At 66.5% G+C, this 20,097-nt stretch carries 17 protein-coding genes; 4 read left to right on the forward strand and 13 right to left on the reverse strand.

Annotated features, from left to right (window positions below; genetic code table 11):
* Positions 1–840: 840 nt before the first annotated feature.
* Together ACYVBN_RS10535 and ACYVBN_RS10540 are read right to left on the reverse strand one after the other, a co-directional pair.
* The gene (locus tag ACYVBN_RS10535; RefSeq protein ID WP_460600474.1) at positions 841–1,419 is read right to left on the reverse strand and encodes a hypothetical protein; all 579 of its coding nucleotides are present in this window, start codon (positions 1,417–1,419) and stop codon (positions 841–843) included.
* 210 nt (positions 1,420–1,629) lie between these two features.
* A protein-coding gene (locus ACYVBN_RS10540) for an IS3 family transposase (RefSeq protein ID WP_460600475.1) occupies positions 1,630–2,845 on the reverse strand; the annotation gives its coding sequence in 2 pieces (ribosomal slippage) (positions 1,630–2,574 and positions 2,576–2,845; 1,215 coding nt in all).
* A 320-nt stretch (positions 2,846–3,165) separates the two neighbouring features.
* Between ACYVBN_RS10540 and ACYVBN_RS10545 the strand changes: the two genes are divergently transcribed.
* A complete protein-coding gene (locus ACYVBN_RS10545; protein ID WP_460600476.1) occupies positions 3,166–3,927 on the forward strand; it encodes a class I SAM-dependent methyltransferase in 762 nt (253 codons plus the stop codon).
* Between the two features lie 591 nt (positions 3,928–4,518).
* Here the strand turns inward: ACYVBN_RS10545 and ACYVBN_RS10550 are convergent.
* From ACYVBN_RS10550 to ACYVBN_RS10560, 3 genes are all read right to left on the reverse strand, one after another.
* Positions 4,519–7,173 carry a replicative DNA helicase gene (locus ACYVBN_RS10550; protein ID WP_460600477.1) on the reverse strand — a complete coding sequence of 885 codons (2,655 nt, stop codon included), beginning with the start codon at positions 7,171–7,173 and terminating at the stop codon, positions 4,519–4,521.
* A gap of 391 nt (positions 7,174–7,564) precedes the next feature.
* The gene (locus ACYVBN_RS10555) at positions 7,565–8,518 is read right to left on the reverse strand and encodes a hypothetical protein (RefSeq protein ID WP_460600478.1); all 954 of its coding nucleotides are present in this window, start codon (positions 8,516–8,518) and stop codon (positions 7,565–7,567) included.
* A complete protein-coding gene (locus ACYVBN_RS10560) occupies positions 8,511–8,999 on the reverse strand; it encodes a DUF6318 family protein (RefSeq protein ID WP_460600479.1) in 489 nt (162 codons plus the stop codon). The genes ACYVBN_RS10555 and ACYVBN_RS10560 overlap by 8 nt, the downstream gene beginning before the upstream one ends.
* Here ACYVBN_RS10560 and ACYVBN_RS10565 point away from each other — a divergent pair.
* Positions 8,893–9,177, forward strand: a complete 285-nt coding sequence (locus ACYVBN_RS10565; RefSeq protein ID WP_460600855.1) for a hypothetical protein — start codon at positions 8,893–8,895, stop codon at positions 9,175–9,177. The two genes, ACYVBN_RS10560 and ACYVBN_RS10565, sit on opposite strands and share 107 nt — an antisense overlap.
* Before the next feature lie 345 nt (positions 9,178–9,522).
* Here ACYVBN_RS10565 and ACYVBN_RS10570 read toward each other — a convergent pair whose 3' ends face one another.
* Positions 9,523–10,521, reverse strand: a complete 999-nt coding sequence (locus tag ACYVBN_RS10570) for a C40 family peptidase (protein ID WP_440282945.1) — start codon at positions 10,519–10,521, stop codon at positions 9,523–9,525.
* Positions 10,522–11,237: 716 nt separating this feature from the next.
* Entirely contained in the window at positions 11,238–12,020 is a 783-nt protein-coding gene (locus ACYVBN_RS10575; protein ID WP_460600480.1) for a C40 family peptidase, read from the reverse strand.
* Positions 12,021–12,458: 438 nt separating this feature from the next.
* On the opposite strand from ACYVBN_RS10575, the gene ACYVBN_RS10580 reads away from it, so the two are divergent.
* Positions 12,459–13,832, forward strand: a complete 1,374-nt coding sequence (locus ACYVBN_RS10580; protein WP_460600481.1) for an MATE family efflux transporter — start codon at positions 12,459–12,461, stop codon at positions 13,830–13,832.
* 174 nt (positions 13,833–14,006) lie between these two features.
* Here the strand turns inward: ACYVBN_RS10580 and rplI are convergent, their stop codons facing one another.
* The 5 genes from rplI to ACYVBN_RS10605 all read right to left on the reverse strand — a co-directional run bounded on the left by rplI (position 14,007) and on the right by ACYVBN_RS10605 (position 17,320).
* On the reverse strand, positions 14,007–14,456 hold the full coding sequence (rplI, locus tag ACYVBN_RS10585; protein WP_440282948.1) for a 50S ribosomal protein L9: 450 nt from the start codon (positions 14,454–14,456) through the stop codon (positions 14,007–14,009).
* A 13-nt stretch (positions 14,457–14,469) separates the two neighbouring features.
* Complete coding sequence (rpsR, locus tag ACYVBN_RS10590) at positions 14,470–14,706, reverse strand: 30S ribosomal protein S18 (protein WP_440282949.1); 237 nt, start codon at positions 14,704–14,706, stop codon at positions 14,470–14,472.
* Between the two features lie 124 nt (positions 14,707–14,830).
* A complete protein-coding gene (locus ACYVBN_RS10595; RefSeq protein ID WP_440282950.1) occupies positions 14,831–15,415 on the reverse strand; it encodes a single-stranded DNA-binding protein in 585 nt (194 codons plus the stop codon).
* A 29-nt stretch (positions 15,416–15,444) separates the two neighbouring features.
* Positions 15,445–15,732, reverse strand: coding sequence for a 30S ribosomal protein S6 (rpsF, locus tag ACYVBN_RS10600; RefSeq protein ID WP_440282951.1), 288 nt, complete (start codon positions 15,730–15,732; stop codon positions 15,445–15,447).
* A gap of 268 nt (positions 15,733–16,000) precedes the next feature.
* Entirely contained in the window at positions 16,001–17,320 is a 1,320-nt protein-coding gene (locus tag ACYVBN_RS10605) for a glycosyltransferase 87 family protein (protein ID WP_460600482.1), read from the reverse strand.
* Between the two features lie 79 nt (positions 17,321–17,399).
* Between ACYVBN_RS10605 and ACYVBN_RS10610 the strand changes: the two genes are divergently transcribed.
* A complete protein-coding gene (locus ACYVBN_RS10610) occupies positions 17,400–17,804 on the forward strand; it encodes a PRC-barrel domain-containing protein (protein WP_460600483.1) in 405 nt (134 codons plus the stop codon).
* Between the two features lie 15 nt (positions 17,805–17,819).
* Here ACYVBN_RS10610 and ACYVBN_RS10615 read toward each other — a convergent pair whose 3' ends face one another.
* Positions 17,820–20,006 (reverse strand): transglycosylase domain-containing protein, encoded by a 2,187-nt coding sequence (locus tag ACYVBN_RS10615; RefSeq protein ID WP_460600484.1) that lies wholly within the window; start codon positions 20,004–20,006, stop codon positions 17,820–17,822.
* Between the last annotated feature and the right edge of the window lie 91 nt (positions 20,007–20,097).

The following is a 20,097-nucleotide window of genomic DNA, read 5'->3' on the forward strand; positions in this document are numbered from 1 at the left end:
CGGCGACGGCTACAGCACTGAATACGTGGCCGCGTTACATCGCTGGATCGGGAGAGTCGGCGGACGCCGAGAACTCCAGGAGTATCTGAGCTCGACTGGCTGATCGACCGGACGCCGTGCCACTAGGGATCATCACGCGGAGTATGACGAACGGTTCAGCACGATCGAGACCCCGCGAATGTGCTCGGTCCCCACGTGCAGACACCTCGTCCCCAGCTCGCGCCGGTCGTCGTCACACGACCTCACTGTGATTTCGTAGTCGGCGTTCACACCTAGCAGAAGCGACCAACTGCCGTCCGGGCGAGACAGTTTCGCGATTTCTTTGATATGGCCACGGTCATCCAGCGGCTCGGGCAACACGTAACAGATCCCGGGCGGCGCATCCGATCCCGGATTAGACAGCGTCCCGGTGACACTCACTAAGTTGGACATCTCTCACCTTTGGGGTTGACGGGAACGTGGCGCTTGAGTCTGGCAGCCCCCGGTGGTGTTGGGCCTAGCTCGGCTTCGCGATCTTCCTCGCGTTCGCCGCATTCGCGTGCTGGCACGCCACCGTGCAACCCGAACGGCCCGAGGACCCGCCATTTGGATAGCTCTACTGCGGCAGCGCGTCGTTTGTCGATCCTGCAGTGGGAACCCCGACATCTCCCGTCGAGAAGTGAGTTCCCCGGTCCCGGCCCGGCTTGAACGGGCAGCCACCCTCTCCAACGACGGGCAGGGCGCACCCTTACCGAGTAGATGCGCCTTGGGCGGGTCAGTGCGAACACTAACTCTCAACGCTGCAGCGCGGGATGGGGCAGGACTCTGCCCTCGTGACCGTGCGGGGATCGGCTCGCGGGGCTAGCCGCGTGCTGTACGAGACGTGCGCGCTGCTGCCACGTCGAGGTGGTCGCACACCAGGACGTACTCCCCGTGGCCGTCGTCGTCGTGCCATGCGTCCGTGCGGCTGATCTCGATCTGCGCCAGCTTCGTCTCATCTCTGACCAAGACGCTTCCTGACTCGATGAACGGGGCGGTCTCTCGCCAGATCTGGCGCACATTCCACGTGTGAACGAGAGCAGGCCAGGCGAGATCCTGGGACAGATTTTCAAAGTAGAAGAATGGGTCCACGCCTAGTGACACGCGGCCGGAGACCATCGCGCCCACGGCAACACCGGCCGGCGGTGTCTGGTTCTGATAGGCCAGCAGGCCGAAGTCGATCACCCAGCCACCCTCGTCAGTGTGAACTACCCGCCCGGCCACCTCGTACCAGGAGTCTCCGACCTGCTGGGCGTGACGTGACACTTCACGTGCGACCACCAACGGAGTCGGCGTATAGAACTCGATCGCGAACTCAGCACGGTCACCAACCGCGAAATCGTCGTAGTTACCGTCCTGGACAACCCATGCCGCCAGCCCGATCGACCACCGCCGCACCATGACGCCAGCGTACGACCGACACCAATACTCCGAGCCAGCCCGATGGCCGATCGGCGATCGGGACCGCACCCTACGGATTGGGAGGGCGACGTACGCCCAGCCACTGGGAAGCTCCGTAATCGTCGAATCGCTCTGCCTCGACGAAGCCGAGTTTGTCGGCGACGCGTAACGATGCAGGGGACTGCTGCACGGTTCGGTGACAGTTTGTAGTCACGCAGCCTGAGCGGCTGGTGTGGTCATGGTGGTCTTGTACTCGATCGGGGTCAATCGGCCGAGGCGGTCTTGCCGACGGCGTCGGTGGTAGGTGCGTTCGATCCAGGTCACGATCGCGATCCGCAACTCCTCGCGGGTTGCCCAACGCCGAGTGTTCAGGACGTTCTTCTGCAGCAGCGCGAAGAAGCTCTCCATGGCGGCGTTGTCGCCGCAGGCACCCACCCGACCCATCGATCCGACCAGCTGGTGGTGCTTGAGGCGTGTGACGAACTTACGACTTCGGAATTGCGATCCGCGGTCGCTGTGCACAATGCACCCGGCAACATCGGTGCCGTCAGCTGCCCGGCGTGCGACGGCTGAATTCAACGCTGCCACAGGGAGTTTGGACTTCATCCGCGAATCGATGCTGTACCCGACGATCCGCCCGGAGCAGGCGTCCTTGATCGCGCACAAGTAGAGCTTCCCTTGACCGGTGGCGTGTTCGGTGATGTCGGTCAACCACACCGTGTTCACCTGTTCAGCGGCGGTGAACTCGTGCCGGGTCCTGCCCTTGTCGTCCTCGAACGCGAGCAGATCGTCATGCACCGGCGGACCCGGACGTGAACGACCAGCTCGCTTCTTGGCCAACACCGACCACCACGCGTTGGCCGAGCAAATCGCCCACGCAGTGCGCGAGCTCATCTCCTGGCCAACATCGCCGGCTTCGTCGCGGCAGTACCGGTACCCGAACGCCGGGTCATCGCGGTGAGCGTCGAACAACGCGTTTGCCCGGTAGGCCCATGCAAGGTCGGCGTCGGTGACCGGCCGCTCGAGCCACCGGTAGTACTGCTGGCGACACAGCTTCAGGACCCGACACGTCACCGTCACAGGCACCCGGACCGGGTGCTCCCCAGCGGCCAACTCACGGACGAGCGGGAACATCATTTTGGGGCAGATTCGCCTGCGACAGATACGCGGCCGCGCGACGCAGCACCTCGTTCTCCTGTTCCAGCAACCGGTTTCGCCGCTCCAGCTCACGCAGTTCGGCCGACTCACTCGTCGTGGTGCCGGGCTTGTTCCCGTCGTCGACGGCTGCCTTACGCAACCAGGTGCTCAACGTGATCTCGTGGATCCCGAAATCCTTGGCGACCTGCGCCAGCGTCACGCCCGCTTCGCGAGCGCGTGCCACGCGCACCACATCGTCACGGAACTCTTTCGGATACGGCTTGGGCATGATGAACATCCTTCCAGGCCAACCCTGCCGGGTAAGCCAGATCGGTTGTCACCTATCCGTGCAGCAGTCCCGACCATTGGACGACCGTACGCACTTGGTGAGGCCAGTTGCCTGATGCGCCGGTCGAGGATCGTCCGTCGGCACGAGTCGGGGCTGCTGCCATCGATCGTCTGGCAAGTGTGTGTAAACATGCCTGGGTGATGGTTCGAGATAGCTAGCCCGCACCGCGGGTTCTTGCGACACCCCTGCGGCACGTCGAGCTGTTTGCTCGGCGCTGCGCGCCTGCTCCCATCACCCCCAATTCGTCCAATGGAGGACGTGTGTCTGTCACCGACGACCAGAGCTTCACCGAACTCATCAACCGTGCGTACGAGACCCCCATCGATGGGTGGCACTTCACGTTTCTGAACGGCCGCATCGCGAGCACCGACCTGCCCTGGAACTACGAACGGTTAGCCGCCGAACACGTCGCCACTGCGCGCAGAGTCCTCGACGTCGACACCGGTGGCGGTGAAAAGTTCGCGGAGATGCTCCCACCGCGCGGATCGGCGGCCGTGGAGGACTGGCCGACCAACCTCCCCATCGCACGACAACGCTTGCAGCCGCACGGGATCACCGTGACCTCGCGTGTCAACCATCGGATTCCACTGGACGCCAACAGCTTCGATCTTGTCCTCAACCGACATGGCGACCTTGACTTCAACGAAGCGGCCCGGCTCCTGCGGCCAGGCGGTGTGCTGTTCTCCCAGCAAGTGACGACCGATAACGAAGACGAACTGAGTCAGGCATTCGGTGTCCATCCGACTCGCTTTCCCAACGCTGTAGCCAGTCTCCGTGAGCTGACAGCACGAGCGGTGGCGGGCACGTTCACGATCGAGATGGCTGCCGAATCGATCACGACAACGCGCTACCTCGATGTGGGAGCTGTTGTTCTTCAGCTCCGCGCCGTCCCGTGGCAGGTTCCCGGATTCGATGCCGCAGAACACCTGGAGGCTCTGCACGCGATCCACCAACAGATTCAGCGCACTGGATCATTTGAAGTACACAGCGCGAGACTCCTATTGCAGGCCCGTTCCTTCTAGCCCCGACCGACGACAGGCAGCGCTCGGCAGACCGCACGCCGACGAGCGAGCGTCTGGTAACACCCGTCTCGTTTGACGTTCCGCAAACGGTGGACCCTCAGGGCAGAACACGATCTGGTCCCGGCGTAGCGGTGCCCTTCCCGCAAGACCCGTCCGGACGTAGTCACCGGGACAGGGACGTCGTACGAGGCACTCCGCGCTGAACCCCTCGCCTTTCCGCAACCTCCGTGCGCGACCCGAGCCGGGTCAGCGTCATCGTGTGCCCCGGTCAGTCCTCGACGGATCTGGATTTCGTTGACCGCCCTGGCCCCCGAGAACCGCGCACGGTGTGACACGGGGGTCGTTTTCACAGCAAGTACTGCGAAGTAACTTGTGATGTGAGAACTGGTCGCAGTAACGAGCCGCTGACCTGCACAGACGCCAGAGCCGGCCCGCCAAACGTGCACGGGAGAACAGTTCTCATTAACGATTTCGCCTCGTCGGACCCCCTCCGACGACCGTCAGACGCCCCAAAAATCACCGAAGACTGTTCAAAACGCGATTCGAACAGTCTTCGCTGCATCTCGACAGCTGCATCTCGACAACAGGACTTTAGAAGTTCTGCGCCATGTTGGTGAACCGTGAGTAGTGCCCTTGGAACGCCACGGTGATCGTGTCGGTTGGACCATTACGGTGCTTGGCGACAATCAGGTCGGCTTCGCCGGCGCGCTCGGACTCGCGGTCGTAGGAATCCTCGCGGTGCAGCAGGATCACCATGTCGGCGTCCTGCTCGATGCTGTTATGGGCGGCAATTCCGTTGGCGATGAAGTTGTGGCTGCCAATCACGGTAGCGTCGAATACCTCCTCGACACCTTCGAGATCGATCGACACGACGCTGTCCCAGAAAACGTCGTTCACACACATCAGCTCAAGTTCAGCGCTGTCGAGCAGTGTCGCGACACGACCGAGCCGCTCACGCGAAGGCGCGTGCTTCCACATCGTCGAGCCACAGAACTGCGTGCCCATCGCCGCGGCGAACTCGCGATGCGTCATCCCGCGTTCAGTGAGCACTTCCCTGACGGTGTCCCAAACAGGTGTCGGAACGGTATCTACGTTGGTGTTGGAGCTGGTCTCGCGAACGATGGCGAGCAGCCGGGTAGCGTGCACGCCGCGATCACCAAAGACGCCAATCTCCTGCAGGAACCGGCGTTGACTGTCGGACCCGGAGATGTCAATCGTGTAGCCGTCGCGATATCCGTTCTTCCGGGTGACCCGCGTACGTGTGGAAATGCCGAAGCGCAACAGCAGCAGGCTCAGGTCATCGACCAGCCGCCGCGACGTCGACGCGTAGTAGATGCGACCACCTTTACCGGATTTGTTTACCGTGACCGAGCCGTCCGTCGCCCAAATGTGCTTCAGAAAGAGTGCGATCTGCCGCTTGGAGGCATGGAACATCGACTCCGGCACGAACTTTTCGTGACTGCGCAGTCCGAATAATCCGAGCCCATCGAGCCACTCCGCAATCGGATTACGGCGCCCGTGCGTCAACCGGTACGGCGCGCGAAGCCTCAGCGTGGTGACCCTCGCAGCGGCGTAGTCATCCCTGACAGCCACCACCCCGAAACCGCCGAGCGCCGCCTTGCTGACCGCCTCCAGGTTGTGCTCGTCGATGCTGGCGTATCGGATGGGTTGCTTCTTGACGAAGGATCCGTCACCGATGAGATGTGCCAGAAGGATGACCTTGTCGTCTTCCCACGGCTCGAACCGTTCGGGAGCGGGAACGTGCCGCGGCACCGCGAGTCGGTCACCAGCGTGCAAGTCTCCCAGCTGCTGCCAGCCGCCATACGTCAGGAAACGGTGGTTCTCGGTCGCGCGGATCGTCTTGCCCGACGCGAGCGTCATCCGAAAGACCGGCCGCATCCCGGTGGAGAAGGCGTGGGTGAGGGGTCTGACGACATACCGCAGCGAGTCGTCGAGTGCCCAGATCGGGATTTCCTTCTCGCCCGTCCTCGCGAGTTCACCGATCGATACTTCCGCGCCCGTGTCGGCGCGTAGGAGTCGCGTGTCACCGGTCAGGCAACCGGACTCGCGCAGATCTGACATCTGGGGGCGCTTGTCAGTGCGTTGCTCGGGACCACGGTTCAGCTGGCTGATCGCGATGACCGGGACGTTGATCTCCTTGGCCAGTAGCTTCAGCGCACGGGAAAACTCCGACACTTCCTGCTGCCGGGACTCAACGCGCTTGCCCGACGTCATCAGCTGCAGGTAGTCGATGACCACCAGCTTCAGGTCGTTGCGCTCCTTCAGACGCCGACACTTCGAGCGAATCTCCATCAGCGACATGTTCGGCGAATCATCAATGAACAATGGCGCATCCGCCACCTTGCCCATCGTGGTCGCCAGCCGCGTCCAGTCCTCGTCGCGCATGGTGCCCTTGCGCATGTGCTGCAGCTGTATCCCGCCCTCCGCGGACAGCAGCCGCATGGAGATCTCGGTCTTGCTCATTTCCAGCGAGAAGATCGCTGACGCCATACCAGCCTTGATCGAGCACGCCCGGGCAATGTCTAGACCAATCGTTGACTTGCCCACAGCAGGCCTGGCCGCGATGACGATCATCTGACCCGGGTGCAGACCGTTGGTCAGCGCGTCGAGGTCGGTGAAGCCGGTGGGCACGCCGACCATCTGACCGTTGGTGCTGCTGGCGGCGTCGATCTCATCGGCGGTCTCGGCGATGATCTCGCCGAGCCGGACGTAGTCCTCGGCTTCCTTGCCGGCGGTGACGCCGAAGACCTCGGCCTGGGCGGCGTTGATGACGTCCACGACGTCGCCGCCGCCGTCGGCATACCCCATCTGCACGATGCGGGTGCCGGCCGTGACCAGGCGACGGAGGACGGCGCGCTCGGCGACGATCTCGGCGTAGTAGCCGGCGTTGGCGGCGGTCGGCACACCCTGGATCAGCTCGTGCAGGTAGGCCTGGCCGCCGATGCGGCTCAGCTCGCCGCGTTTGGTCAGCTCGTCGGCGACGGTGATCGCGTCGGCCGGCTCCCCGCGCCCGTAGAGGTCGATGATGGCTTCATAGATCGCCTCGTGCGCCGGCCGGTAGAAGTCGCGCCCGTCCACGGCCTCGGCCGCGTCGGCGATCGCATCCTTGGACAGCAGCATGCTGCCGAGCACCGACTGCTCCGCTGGAACGTCCTGCGGCGGGACCAATCCGCCCCCGTGGCCACCTTCGTCGGTGTAGTCCGGGGGAAGCTCAGCAATCGCCACGCACGCTCTCCTTGCGACCGTTTTCGGACATGTGTCTACTGCACCACAAGGGTGTGACAGTGGTTGGCAACCGGGGTGCGTGACACGCGAAGTGGCCACGCTAGAACCGATTCGCCGCCCCCGCAAACGACCGCTCAGATGCGCTCGGGACAACCTGTGGACAACGTGTGGAGGAGTCGGTATGTCGTGTGCACGAGCCTGGGGACAGCGGTGTGGATAACCATGTGGGTGTGTCGCCCTCGGCGCGCTGACCTGCGCAAACGCGCGACCGCCGTTGTGCACAAGAAAAAAGTTTGGCGTGTTTGTGACGCCAGTTACCCACAGCGCCGTGGTGGCGGCGCGCCGCCATAGCGGGTCTGCGGATCGTGCCCGCGCACGGATTGCAGGCGGCTCAGCGAACCAGCCGTCCGGTCGCCTCGAGCACCTGGATCGGCTGCGCCGGACCGGTGATCGTCGCCGTGCCTGGGAGGTCCGTGAACGGCCCACCGTCGACCGAGAACTGGCCGCCGTAGACCGTGGTGACCGACGCGTTAACCGTGCCGCGCTGGGCGTAGGTATGCCGCACGTCGCCGTCCGGGTAGCCGCCGCCACGAGACTCCGTCGGCCCCAGTGAGGCGCCCTCGCCGAAGTGGAACGTGTTGGACTTCAGCACCGGCTTGATGCGGACCTGGTGACCCAGCAGCGTGACGGTGCGGACCTCGTCCGGCCCGTAGCCCGCACCGGAGAAGTCGGCCGTGAAGTAGTTGGGCAGGTTCACCAGCGTGCGGTTGCCGACCGGCTCCATGGTCGCCTTCGGTCTGACGAACGGTGTCCTGATGAACTCCGACCGGATCATCGCGACGGTCAGCTCCGGCTTCGACTTGACGCCCGGGACGAGCTTCGGCCAACACGTCTCGCCCACGTTGTGCCAGCCGTCTTTTCCCTTCGGCTCCGTAAGACGGCGGAAAACTGTCTTCAGTGGTCCTTCTGCGTCCTTGACATCGATGCACGTCTTGAACGCTTTCTCGCAACCGACCTCGTTCTTTTCGGGATCATTGTTGGCGGGGCATGCAAGAGCCACTCGATATTCGTATGGCACGAGTTTCACGACAGGTTTCTTGCCCTCAGCAACCGTCGACTTACCCTTCCTTGGAAGGGATTTCGTTGCACTTATTGTCAACCCGACGTAAGCATCGTTGTCTTGAAATCCGCATCCGAAGCATGGTGCGCTCCCAACGAGTCGGTCGCTGGCTGAAGCAGCAGGATCAGCCACTGCGGTCAGTACCCCCGCGAGGATCACCGAGCCAGTGAGCGCCCTGACGGCGCCGGTGTGTCTTCTCCGCTGCTGTATTCGCTCGCTATTCATGCGCGAGATCCTTGATTCGCCAGCCCTCGCCTACGATCCACTGGAGCAGAACAACCGCACGGACATGTGGGGTGGGCGTGGTACTAACGACCTTCCCGGATTTGTCGATAAGACGCGCAGGGTTCTGCTTGAGATCGGCAAATACGTTTGTCGCATTCTTGTCTACATTCAAAACGCGCGTGACTTTGTAATCGACCTGGTCGCGGTCGTAATGCTGTCCTTCGGCAGCCATGGTCTTCAAGCCAGAGGCGTTATCTGAGCAGGGCTGGCAGCTGGGCAGCTCAAGCGCTTCAGTTGTTCCCTTTCCGGGGTTGCGAAAGAGAGCGTTGGACGTCTTGAAGTAGAACTCCGCAAACGCCTTCGCACCAGCCTCCGTGTGCTGCCGCGCAGCCTCCGGCACGCCGGGCGCGCCGGCCGCCGTACCGCTCGAGGAAGGCGTCGCGGACGGCGACGTCGACGTGGCGGTGGCGGAACTGCTCACCGACGTCTGCGACGGTGTCGAATCCCAGGAGGCGGTGCCCGAGTTGGTGCTGTGCGATGCGGTCGACGACGCGCCGCCGCTCGAGCCGCCGCTGCAACCGGCAGCGGCCAGCACAGCAAGGAGCGTCGCGGTGGCGCGCATGGCTGGTGAGTTCCGCATCGGTGACATACCTCCCTGAGTGGAACCTGAGTGCCCCGCGATTATCGGCGCTCCGTCGGGCGGAAAACCGGCCAACCGATTAAAACTTTGGTCAAGAAGCGGCGCGGCATACCTGACCCACAGATCATGCCAAGTAGCGCCCGCCCGGCGCGGAAGTTGTCCACAGCCACTCGCATGGTGTGCCTACCCGCGCCGAGTGGTCACTAGATGTCGCCAGCGGTGCCGGCTGAGTGCATCGAGTGACCTTTCGGCGTCGCGGCACATTGCTGCGCTGCTCGCGCGCCGATCCGCCCGGCACACGCAACGCGGCCACGGTCACTCGAAGGAGTGACCGTGGCCGCGTGGACCGGACGGCGAGCTGCGCTCAGCGCAACGTGCCGTAGTTGGTCGGCGTCGTCCAGATCGTCTGGAGCTTGACCACGTCGCCGGGGACCGGCGCCGCGATCATCATGCCGGGGCTGACGTAGATGCCCACGTGATACGCCGGCGCACCGAAGAAGACCAGGTCACCCGGCTGCGGGCTGGTCGTCTTCTTCATGTAGGCCTGCTGCTGGCTGGCCGTGCGCGGGATGTAGAGCCCGGCCTGCTTGTACACGTATGACGTGAGTCCCGAGCAGTCGAAGCCCTGCGACGGGGACGAGCCGCCCCACACGTAGGGCACCCCCAGGTACTTCTGCGCGATCGAGACGACCGCGGAGAGACCCTGGTTGCTCGACGGCGGCGGCGGGGTCGGAGTCGGCGTCGGATCGCTGCCACACGGGAAGCCGCCCAGCGCGCTCCAGGTCATCGGGCCGATGATCCCATCGGCCACCAGACCCTTGCTGGCCTGGAACGCCTTCACCCGCGACAGCGTGTCGGCACCGAAGACACCGTCGACGGACAGACCGCCGAGGTCCCGCTGCGCGCTCGACACGTAGCCGCCCGTGGCGCCATACCGCAGCACACTGACCTTGCAGGTCGGCGGCGGAGGCGTCGGCGTCGGCGTGGGTGTCGGCTTCGGCGCCGGGTTCGTGGTGGCCCCCGGGAATCCCCCCAAGGCGTTCCACGTCGCCGGTCCGACGATGCCGTCGACGGCCAGGTGATGCGCACGCTGGAAGGACTTCACCTTCGAAAGCGTGAGCGCCCCGAAGACGCCGTCCGTCGCCAGCCCACCCAGCCGCTGCTGCAGCGTCTTGACGTAACTGCCTGTTGATCCGTAGCGCAGGTAAACCACGGTTGCCGGCGCGGCGGTGCGAACACCACCGGTCGACGCGCTGCTGCGCTGCCCTGACGCGCTCGAGCCGCTGCCGGGATCGGCATACGACGGAGCAGCCTGCACGAGGCTGGCAACGGTCGCCGGGACGCTGAGGAGCGTTCCGGTCACCGCCAGACCCTTGCGGGAGGTGATCGCCGGGGCGACCTTGGCTGACAGCCCAGGCCGTGGTTTGCGATGTCTCGGAGTAGTAATCGTGGCCATGTGACCCTCTCGGTACTCGTCCAGTCCTGAAACGCGCGCAGGGGGATGACACGCGTGCCGTGTCATCCCCCGATGTCGCCTACTCCTTCCCCGAAGAAGGCGCTGCACGAGCACTGATGATGCCGGTGGTTTCGAACCTGTGAAAGACGCGAATTCTGAGTACGAATGGGCCGTTGTGACGGCTGTGACTGGTGTGATTGCAGTGAATTTGCGGTGCACACGGGGCTGTTGCGCGCCGGTGTTGCAATTTCAACGAAACTGCGCCGAAGTGGCTGCTTTTAGCAGCTCACGCCGCAAAATGATTCGAACGACACGCCGAACCGAAAGTTTTCAGGAAACGTCTCATCATATGAGATGTGAGCGTTCTGCAACCAACCTTCCGTCCGGCAGCCGCGTCCGCGCGGGCCGCCGCAGGAGGTATGCCGCGCCTCCCCGCGCCCACCGGCGGGCGGCTGCCGGCGCCTCCTGTCGCCTCGCGCGCGCATCCACCACGGCCGTGATCGCCGGCCCACAAGCGCTCAGGAGCGCCTTACAGGCCGTGTGACGGTAGCGAGAAGCCCCGCCGACCAACCGGGTCGACGGGGCTTTCTCGGACGCGGCGGGACCGCGCTCGCAGGGGGGCCTCAGATGCGGCCGAAGTAGTGGCTGCCCCAGAGGTTCTGGACGCCGACCACGGTGCCGGGACGGCGGGCGGCGATCATCTTCCCGCCGCCGAGGTAGATGCCGGTGTGGTAGGCGGGGTAACCCCAGAAGATCAGGTCACCGGGACGCGGGCTCGAGACCCGGGTGGCACGAGCCGCCTGCGCCGACGCGGTGCGCGGGATGCTCTTGCCCGCCTGCCGGTAGACGTACTGCGTGAAGCCGGAGCAGTCGAAGCCCGAGCGCGAGGCGCCACCGTAGCGGTATGGCGTGCCGCGCAGACTCATCGCGATCGACACGATGGAGGACGAGTGCGCCTTCGGTGCGGGCTTCGGGGCCGAGGTGGGGGCGCCGCCGGAGCCGCCGAGCGCTCGCCAGGTGTGCGGACCGACGATGCCGTCGGCGGCCAGTCGGTGCGCGCGCTGGAACGACTTGACCTTGCTGCGCGTGCGCGCGCCGAAGATGCCGTCGACCGCGAGGCCGTGCAGCTTGCGCTGGACCGTCTTGACCGCGCTGCCGCGCGAGCCGTAGCGGACGGTCGGGCCGACGCGCACGGTGGCGGCGAGATGGCCGGCGGCCTGGACGTGGCTGGCGGCGTGCACGGTGGTCGCCCGCACGAGGCCGGCGCCGGGAGCCGCCGAGGCGCTCTCCATGCCGGCGACCGGAACGACGACCGCGCCGACTGCGGCGACGGCGACGCCACGGCGCCCGAACTTGTTCAGAATCTTCGGCTCACGCTTCAAGTGACGCGGGGAGTACGAACCCATGAATCAAGGGACCCTTCGAATGGACTGCAGTGACGAACGGGTGCGGGCGCCGTTGCCCCGGAGCGATCCGCCCCCACCCAGGTTGTGCAGCCGACTCCCCGAATTTCGCCGGTGGCACGGTCACTGACTATGACGCATGCGGACGCCTTCCCAAAGTCGTTCGCGGATATCTGTGGACAACCGTTCAGCTGTGGACGCCGGCGCTCGCCCGTTCGGACCGAGTTGGCCTCGTGATCATTCCGTGATATTCCGCAGCATTCCGCGGTTCCGGTCGGCGCGCGGCAAACCGGCGCCACCGCACGGGTCCGCGGCAACGGCGAGCCGAACCTGAGACGGCGGCGTCTCACATGACAAGACACGATTTACGTGCTCGTCACCCGCGCCGCCGCGGGACGCTCGAGGCGGGCAGGCCGCGCAGCGCGCCGTACCCTGGGGGGCGTGCCCGCCAGCCCTCCGTCGTCGCCGCCCGCCGGCACGGACACCCCCTCGCATTCGACCCATCGGCAGATCCTCGCGCTCGCCGTCCCGGCGTTCCTCGCACTGGTCGCCGAACCGCTCTTCCTGATGGCCGACTCGGCGATCGTCGGCCACCTCGGCACCGATCAGCTGGCCGGCCTCGGCGTCGCCAGCGCGGCCCTGCTGACCGCCGCCAACATCTACGTCTTCCTCGCCTACGGCACCACCGCGCTGGTCGCCCGGCGGCTCGGCGCCGGGCAGGACTCGGCGGCCGTCGGCGCGGGTGTCGACGGCATCTGGCTGTCGATCTTCCTGGGCGCGATCACCACCACGGTCGTCGCGATCTTCGCCGCCCCGATCTGCGACGTCTTCGGCGCTTCGCCGGCGGTCGCGGACGAGGCCGCGACATACCTGCGGATCAGCGCGTTCGGCATACCCGGCATGCTCGCCGTCCTCGCCGCCACCGGCGTCTTGCGCGGCTTCCAGGACACCCGCACGCCACTGATCGGCGCCACCACCGGTTTCGCCGCCAATCTGGTGCTCAACGTCGTCCTCGTGTATGGCGTCGGGCTCGGCATCGCCGGCTCGGCGCTCGGCACGGTCATCGCGCAGTCCGGTCTGGCGGCCGGGCTGCTCCTGGTCGTGCTGCGCCGGGCCCGCCGGCTGGGCACCAGCCTGCGGCCGCATCCCGGGCGGGTGCTCGCCGCGGCCCGCTTCGGCGTCCCCCTGCTGGTACGCACGCTGGCGCTGCGGGCCGCGATGCTCGCCAGCACCTGGGCCGCCGCCGAACTCGGCGACGTGCCGCTGGCCGCGCACCAGGTCGCGATGACCGTCTTCGGCTTCCTCGCGTTCGCGCTCGACGCGCTGGCCATCGCCGCCCAGGCGCTCACCGGCCACACACTCGGCGCGCAGGACCTGGCGGGCACCCGCGCCGCCACCCGGCTGATGCTGTGGTGGGGGTGGTGGATGGGCATCGCGCTCGGCGTCGTCGTGGCTGCGACGCACACCGTCGTGCCGGTCCTGTTCACCGGCGACCAGTCGGTCCGGGACGCGCTCTCGGTGGCATTGCTCGTCGTCGCGCTCGGCCAGCCGGTGGCCGGGCTGGTGTTCGTGCTCGACGGGGTGCTGATCGGCGCCGGCGACGGGCCCGCGCTGGCGTGGCTGCAGGTGGCGTCGCTGGCGGCATACCTGCCGCTGCTGTGGCTGGTGCACGCGCACGCCGCCACGCTGCGGGCCGGCGGTCCCGGTCATGCGCTGCTGATGTTGTGGTGGGCGTTCACCGGCTTCATGATCTTCCGGCTCGTCGGTCTCGGCCTTCGCGCCCGCTCGGAGCGGTGGATGGTGACCGGCGCCTGAGGCGGCGTCGGCGGTTCCCAACCGGCGACCGTCGCCGGTTATGCACGGGTCCCGGCTGCACACATGCCCAGAGCTAGCGACCGTTGCCGGTTATGCACCGGTACGCCGCCCATGCGAAGAGCCGGCCACCCCACGGGGGATGACCGGCTCTGCGCTGCTGTCAGCGGCGCGACGTCACTTCGCGGCGACGACGTCCAGCGTGACGGTGGCCTCGACCTCGGGGTGCAGCTTGACGCTGACCTCGTGGGTGCCGACGTTGCGGATCGGCTGGGCGACCTGCACCGTGCGACGGTCGATCTCGCCCGCACCGGCGGCCTTGACGGCCTCGGCGATCTCGGCGGTGGTAACCGCACCGAACAGACGACCGGACTCACCGGCGCGCGCGGCGAGGCGCACGACCGAGGACTCCAGGTTGCCCTTCAGCGACTGGGCCTGCTCCAGCGACTTCACCGCACGGGTGGCCCGCGCCTTGGTGATCGCGTCGACCTGCTTCTGGCCGCCCTTCGTCCACGGCGTGGCCAAGTGGCGAGGCAGGAGGTAGTTGCGGGCGTAGCCGTCCTTGACCTCGACCACGTCACCTGGAGCGCCGAGCGAGGCGACCTCGTGGGTCAGAATGATCTTCATAGCGTTACTTCTTTCAGCGCGCGGAGGACGAGTAGGGCAGCAGGGCCATCTCGCGGGCGTTCTTGACCGCGGTGGCGATCAGCCGCTGCTCCTGCACGGAGACGCCGGTGACCCGACGCGCGCGGATCTTGCCACGGTCGCTGATGAACTTGCGCAGCAGCGCGACGTCCTTGTAGTCGATCGACTCGACCTTGGCCAGCTTCAGCGGGTTGGCCTTCTTCTTGGGCTTGCGAATGACGGGCTTAGCCATCGTGGTGCTCTCCTTCGTTTCCGAGAGCCCGAGCCTTCACTCGGGATGGGGTTGTTCTGCGATGTATGACGCTGGTCTCGATACGTCGCTCGCCTAGCGGCTCGCTCCTACTCGACCGGCATCCTCAGAAGGGGGGTTCGTCGTAGGACGGGCCGGTGCTCCAGCCGCCGCCCTGACCACCGGACTGCGGGGCCTGCTGGCCGCCGCCCTGACCACCGGTCGCCCACGGGTCGGACTGCTGTCCGCCACCGAAGCCGCCCTGCTGGCCACCGGAGTTGCCGCCGAAACCACCGTTGCCGCCGCCGTTGCCGCCGAAACCGCCACCGGGTCCGCCGCCGCGCTGGGTCTTGTTGACCTTCGCGGTTGCGTAACGCAGGGACGGGCCGACCTCGTCGACGTCGAGCTCCATGGTGGTGCGCTTCTGGCCGGTCTCCTTGTCGTCCCACGAACGGGACTTCAGGCGACCGGAGACGATCACCCGTGCGCCACGGGTCAGCGACTCGGCGACGTTCTCGGCCGCCTCGCGCCATACCGAGCAGCGCATGAACAGCGTTTCGCCGTCCTTCCACTCATTGGTCTGCCGATCCATGTAGCGCGGCGTCGACGCAACGGTGAAGTTGGCGACGGCTGCCCCGGACGGCGTGAACCGCAACTCCGGGTCCTGGGTCAGGTTGCCGATGACTGTGATGACGGTGTCGCCTGCGGCCATGTCGGAACTCCCTTGCTAGATGTCGAGCTTCAGGCGTCCACGCGCAGCAGCTTGGTGCGCATGATCTGCTCGTTGAGCGACAGCTGGCGGTCGAGCTCCTTGGCGGTAGCCGACTCGGCGGTCATCGTCACAACGGCGTAGATGCCCTCGGACTTCTTCTTGATGTCGTAGGCAAGACGGCGACGACCCCAGATGTCGGTGTTGTCGATCTTGCCGCCTTCGGCGGTCACGACCTTGAGCAACTTGTCCAGCGTGGGCTGGACAACGCGCTCGTCGAGCTCGGGGTCGATGATGATCATCAATTCGTACTGACGCATGCGTTAACCCACCTCCTTCGGTCTCAAGCGGTCACGGTCTCTCCGTGACAGGAGGGTTGCAGCGTGGCCCGCCCCCGGTCGTCACCGTCTCCGGTGTCTCCCGCGAGTATGCCGCCAGGCTCCGACATACGTCGGGCCGACAGCACGGGCCGGGGCTGAGTTTATCCGGCAACCGGCGCCCGGCGTTAATCGGCAGCCGCCACGACCGAGCGGAGCGCCAATGCACCGAGAGGAGTACCGATTCCGGCCGATTCCGTACTCCGCTCGGTCAAACGGTGCTCCTCTCGGTCAGTGAGGCACCGCCCGCGGGCGCTACCGGGTCGCGCTCCAGGTCCTGCGAGGTCTCCCACGAGGCCCAGGCGATGCCGACATACGCGATCAGCCGGATCAGCAGGAAGAAGGAGTATGCCGCCGCGGGCAGCGCCTTGGCGGTGTTGCTCGGCCCGGCGATGTACATCCAGGTCATCACGAAGTAGACGATCTCGGCGCCGGCCCACAGCAGGTGTTCGCGCCAGCGCAGCGCAGCCAGCGCCAGCAGCGGCAGCACCCACAAGCAGCTCTGCACCGACATCGACTTGCCGGTGAGCAGCACGATGACCAGCATCGTCAGCGCCAGCGGTGCGAGCTGGGTGCGCTCGACGGGCCGGCCGGTCAGGTAGACACCGAGCAGGAAGGCGACCACCCAGCCGAGGACCGCGATGATCGACAGCGACGTCGCCGGCAGCGGATGGTGCGCGGCGGTCAGCAGGTAGCCCGGCGAGCCGTAACCGGCGGCCTGGTGCCACCAGCCCCGGTATGGCGCCAGCGGATCCCCGCCCCACGCGTACGCCACCCCGAAGCAGACCACGATCGCCGCGGCCGCGCCGGTGAGGCAGCGGGCCAGCGGGCGGCGGGTGCCGTCGCGCAGCGCGATGAGGGTGATCGCGCCGAGCAGCACCAAAGGATAGGTCCGGGCCATGACTGCTGCACCGAGGCAGACGCCGGCGGCTGCCGGGTGCCGGCGCGCCCAGAGCGCCATACCGACGGTCGCGAGGGCGACGCCCAGCACGTCGAAGGAGACCAGGGCCGCGGTGATCAGCACCGGACTGAGCGCCACGTGCGCGGCCAGCCACGGCGTGCTGCGCAGCATCGACGCGGTCGCGATCGTGGTCAGCGCGATCAGCAGCGCGATGATCACCGTGCCGATCGCGAAGTAGACCTGCTGGGTGCCCAGCGCGCTGCCGCCCGGAGTCAGCTGCTTGACGATCCAGTCCAGGATCGCGGTCAGGACCGGTTGGGTGTTGCCCGCGCCGCCGGACGACCACGGGGTGCCGCCCTTCGGGCCGCCGGAACCCACCGGCAGGTCCGAGTAGCACGCGTGCCACAGGGCACCCGGTGACCCCCAGCCCTCGCGCACGCAGTGGTTCTTCTGCAGCACGCCGAGCGCGACCAGCACCGACGCCAGCGCCGACAACATCGCCGCGGCATACGTCCAGCCACGGCGGCCGATCGCCGCGAAACGACCGACCGGCCCACCGATGATCCCGGTCGCGAGCGCGGCGGGCTCCTCCCCGCGGCTGGGTGAGGTCAGGCGTGTGGGCGAAGGCACGGCGCGAGCCTAACCCGCGATTGTCCCTGCCCGGTGCCGGGTAACTCGGCTCGTGCTCGGACCTCCAGGAAGGACGATCATGACCACGAACAGCAACACGTTCGACCCCGGATCGCTGCAGGGTGTCGACGTCATGGGCGCCGACGGCAGCAAGCTCGGCACGGTCGACGCCGTCTACCTCGACGACGCCACGTCCCAGCCGCAGTGGGTGGCGGTCGCGACCGAGGGAGCCGACGACGCCACCATGGTGCCTCTCGCCACCGCGCAGTTCGACGGCGAACGGCTCACCGTGCCGTATGACGACCAGCAGCTGCGGGACGCACCACACCACGACCCGTCGGGGCGGCTGACGCCCAAGGACGAGCAGGACCTCTACCGCCACTTCGGCGTCGGCGGCGATCGCGAGGACCGCGCGGCACCGTATGTCGTCGAAGACCGCGACAAGGACGACGCGCTCATGCAGGAGCGGCCAGACCCAAAGTGAGCCCAGCCGGGTAACTCAGCGCGTCGGCTGCGGCTCCGACGACCTCGGCTGACCGCCGCCCTGGGTGACCGGCGGCGGCGGAACCGGCAGCGTCGGCCGGGTCGCCGTCGGACGTGAGGTCGGACTCGGCGGCTGCGTGGTCGTCGTGGTGGTGGTCGGGCTCGGCGGCTGCGTCGTGCTGGTGGTCGAACTCGACGTGCTGCTGGACGGCGTCGAACTCGAGCTGGTCGAGCTCGGCGTGGACGACGTCGTCGTGGTGGTGCTGGTCGGCGCCTGGGTGGAGGTGACCGGCGGCGCCGAATACGTCGTGGTCTGCTTGACCTCCTTCGTCTGCGGCAGCGGGGCGACCTTCTGCCCCTTGAGCGCAGCCTGCATGAAGTCCAGCCAGATGGTGGCCGGCGTGTCGCCGCCGTAGAACGACGCGTTGTGCGTCGCCTTGTCCAGCCCGATGGTGCCGGCCTGCTTGCCGTTGCCGGCATACATGCCGACCGAGACGGTCAGCTGGTCGGGCGTGAACCCGGTGAACCACGCCGACAGGTAGTGACTGGACGTGCCGGTCTTGCCGGCGGCCGGCCGGTTCAGCTGACCGGCGGTGTGGTGCGCGGTGCCGTCGGAGTCCGTCAGCGGGCCGGTCATCCCGTTGACCAGGTTGGCGGCGACGTCCTTGGCGATCGCCTGCTGGGTGTTCGGGTGCGCGTCATAGCTGTAGTCACCCGCGACGCTGGTGACCTTCTGGATGAAGTAGGGGTCGGCCTTCTTCCCCTCCGCGCTGATGGTGTTGTAGGCGTTGGCCATGTCGATCACCCGCACGGCCGCACTGCCCAGGATGTCGGTCGGCACCGGGTCGTTCATGCCCGGGGAGCTCTGCGGTATGCCGAGCTGCTGCGCGGCGGCCAGCGTCTTGCCGGTGCCGAGCGCCTGGTTGAGCCGCACGAACGCCGTGTTGGACGACACCGCGAAGGCGCGCTCGAGGGTGAGCATCCCGAACTGCTCGTGGTTGTCGTTGTAGATCTTGGTCGTCTTGCCGTTGCCGCGGTGCAGGATCAGCGGCGACGCACCGCTGAACTTGGTCTGCATCGTCATACCGTCCTGCAATGCCGCGGCCAACCCGAACGCCTTGAAGCTCGAACCGCCTTGCAGCTGTGCATCGTTCGCGGCGCTGATCTCCTTGGCCGCGTCCTCGCCGCCATACATCGCCACGACCGCACCGTCCGGCTGCTCGGCGACCAGCCCGGTGTGCAATGCGTCCAGCCGGGCGGTCTGGCTCGGGACGTTCCGGTGGACGGCGTCGACGGCCGCTTTCTGGGAGTTCTTGTCGATGGTCGTGGTGATGCGCAGCCCGCCCCGGTCGATGTCCTCGGGGGTCAGCTTCAGCTTGTGCTGCAGCTCCGACCGCACGGCCGACACGATGTAGCCGTTCGGGCCGGAGACCTGCTGCGCGTTGGGGTTGTACTTCTTGAAGTCCGGCATGTGCGCCTTGGCGCGCTGCGCCGGCGTCATCCAGCCCTCCTTGACCATGCCGTCCAGCACGTAGGTCATCCGGGCGTTGGCGCGCGCCTTGGCGTCCGCGCCGTACTGCGGGTCGTACAGGCCCGGCGCGTTGATCACCGAGGCGAGGAACGCGCCCTGGCTGGCGTCCAGCTTGCTGACGTCGACGCCGAAGTAGGCCTGCGATGCTGCCTGTATGCCGTAAGCCCCGCGCCCGAAGTAGATGTTGTTCAGGTAGGCCTGCAGGATGTCGTCCTTGGACATCTTCCGATCGATCTTCAGCGCGATCATGATCTCCTTGACCTTGCGCTTGACCGACCGGTCCTGGGTCAGGAAGTAGTTCTTGACGTATTGCTGGGTGATCGTCGAGCCGCCCTGCTCCTGCCCGCCGGACAGCGTGCTCCAGGCGGCGCGGATGGTGCCGCTGATCGAGACGCCGGAGTTCTTGTAGAAGTTGCGGTCCTCGGCGGCCAGGAATTCGTAGCGGACCGTCTTGGGCACCTGGGCCAGCTTGACGTCCTCGCGGTTGACCGTGCTGAACCGGCCGAGCTCGGTCTTCCCGTCGCTGTAGTAGACGATCGAGACCTGCTTCGCGGCGTCGGCCTGCGGCTGCGGGATGGGCGTACGCAGGTAGATGATGACCAGTGCGACGACCCCGATCAGACCCAGCAGGACGAAGCCCAGCACGGTCCGCCAGAAGACTTTGAAGAACAATCCGTGCTCTTTCTTCGGGCGCTTCCTGCGGCCCGGCCCCGGTCGCGCTGCGGCGCGACGAGGCGCCCCACCCTGCTCATCTGTCACCGGT

The sequence above is a fragment of the Flexivirga lutea genome (assembly GCF_054778955.1).

What these genes read in the sequence shown, in the direction of transcription:
- ACYVBN_RS10535 (WP_460600474.1), bottom strand. Translation starts at nt 1,419, where the DNA reads ATGGTGCGGCGGTGGTCGATCGGGCTGGCGGCATGGGTTGTCCAGGAC.
- ACYVBN_RS10555 (WP_460600478.1), bottom strand. Translation starts at nt 8,518, where the DNA reads ATGAATAGCGAGCGAATACAGCAGCGGAGAAGACACACCGGCGCCGTC.
- ACYVBN_RS10575 (WP_460600480.1), bottom strand. Translation starts at nt 12,020, where the DNA reads ATGGGTTCGTACTCCCCGCGTCACTTGAAGCGTGAGCCGAAGATTCTG.
- rplI (WP_440282948.1), bottom strand. Translation starts at nt 14,456, where the DNA reads ATGAAGATCATTCTGACCCACGAGGTCGCCTCGCTCGGCGCTCCAGGT.
- rpsR (WP_440282949.1), bottom strand. Translation starts at nt 14,706, where the DNA reads ATGGCTAAGCCCGTCATTCGCAAGCCCAAGAAGAAGGCCAACCCGCTG.
- ACYVBN_RS10595 (WP_440282950.1), bottom strand. Translation starts at nt 15,415, where the DNA reads ATGGCCGCAGGCGACACCGTCATCACAGTCATCGGCAACCTGACCCAG.
- rpsF (WP_440282951.1), bottom strand. Translation starts at nt 15,732, where the DNA reads ATGCGTCAGTACGAATTGATGATCATCATCGACCCCGAGCTCGACGAG.
- ACYVBN_RS10610 (WP_460600483.1), top strand. Translation starts at nt 17,400, where the DNA reads ATGACCACGAACAGCAACACGTTCGACCCCGGATCGCTGCAGGGTGTC.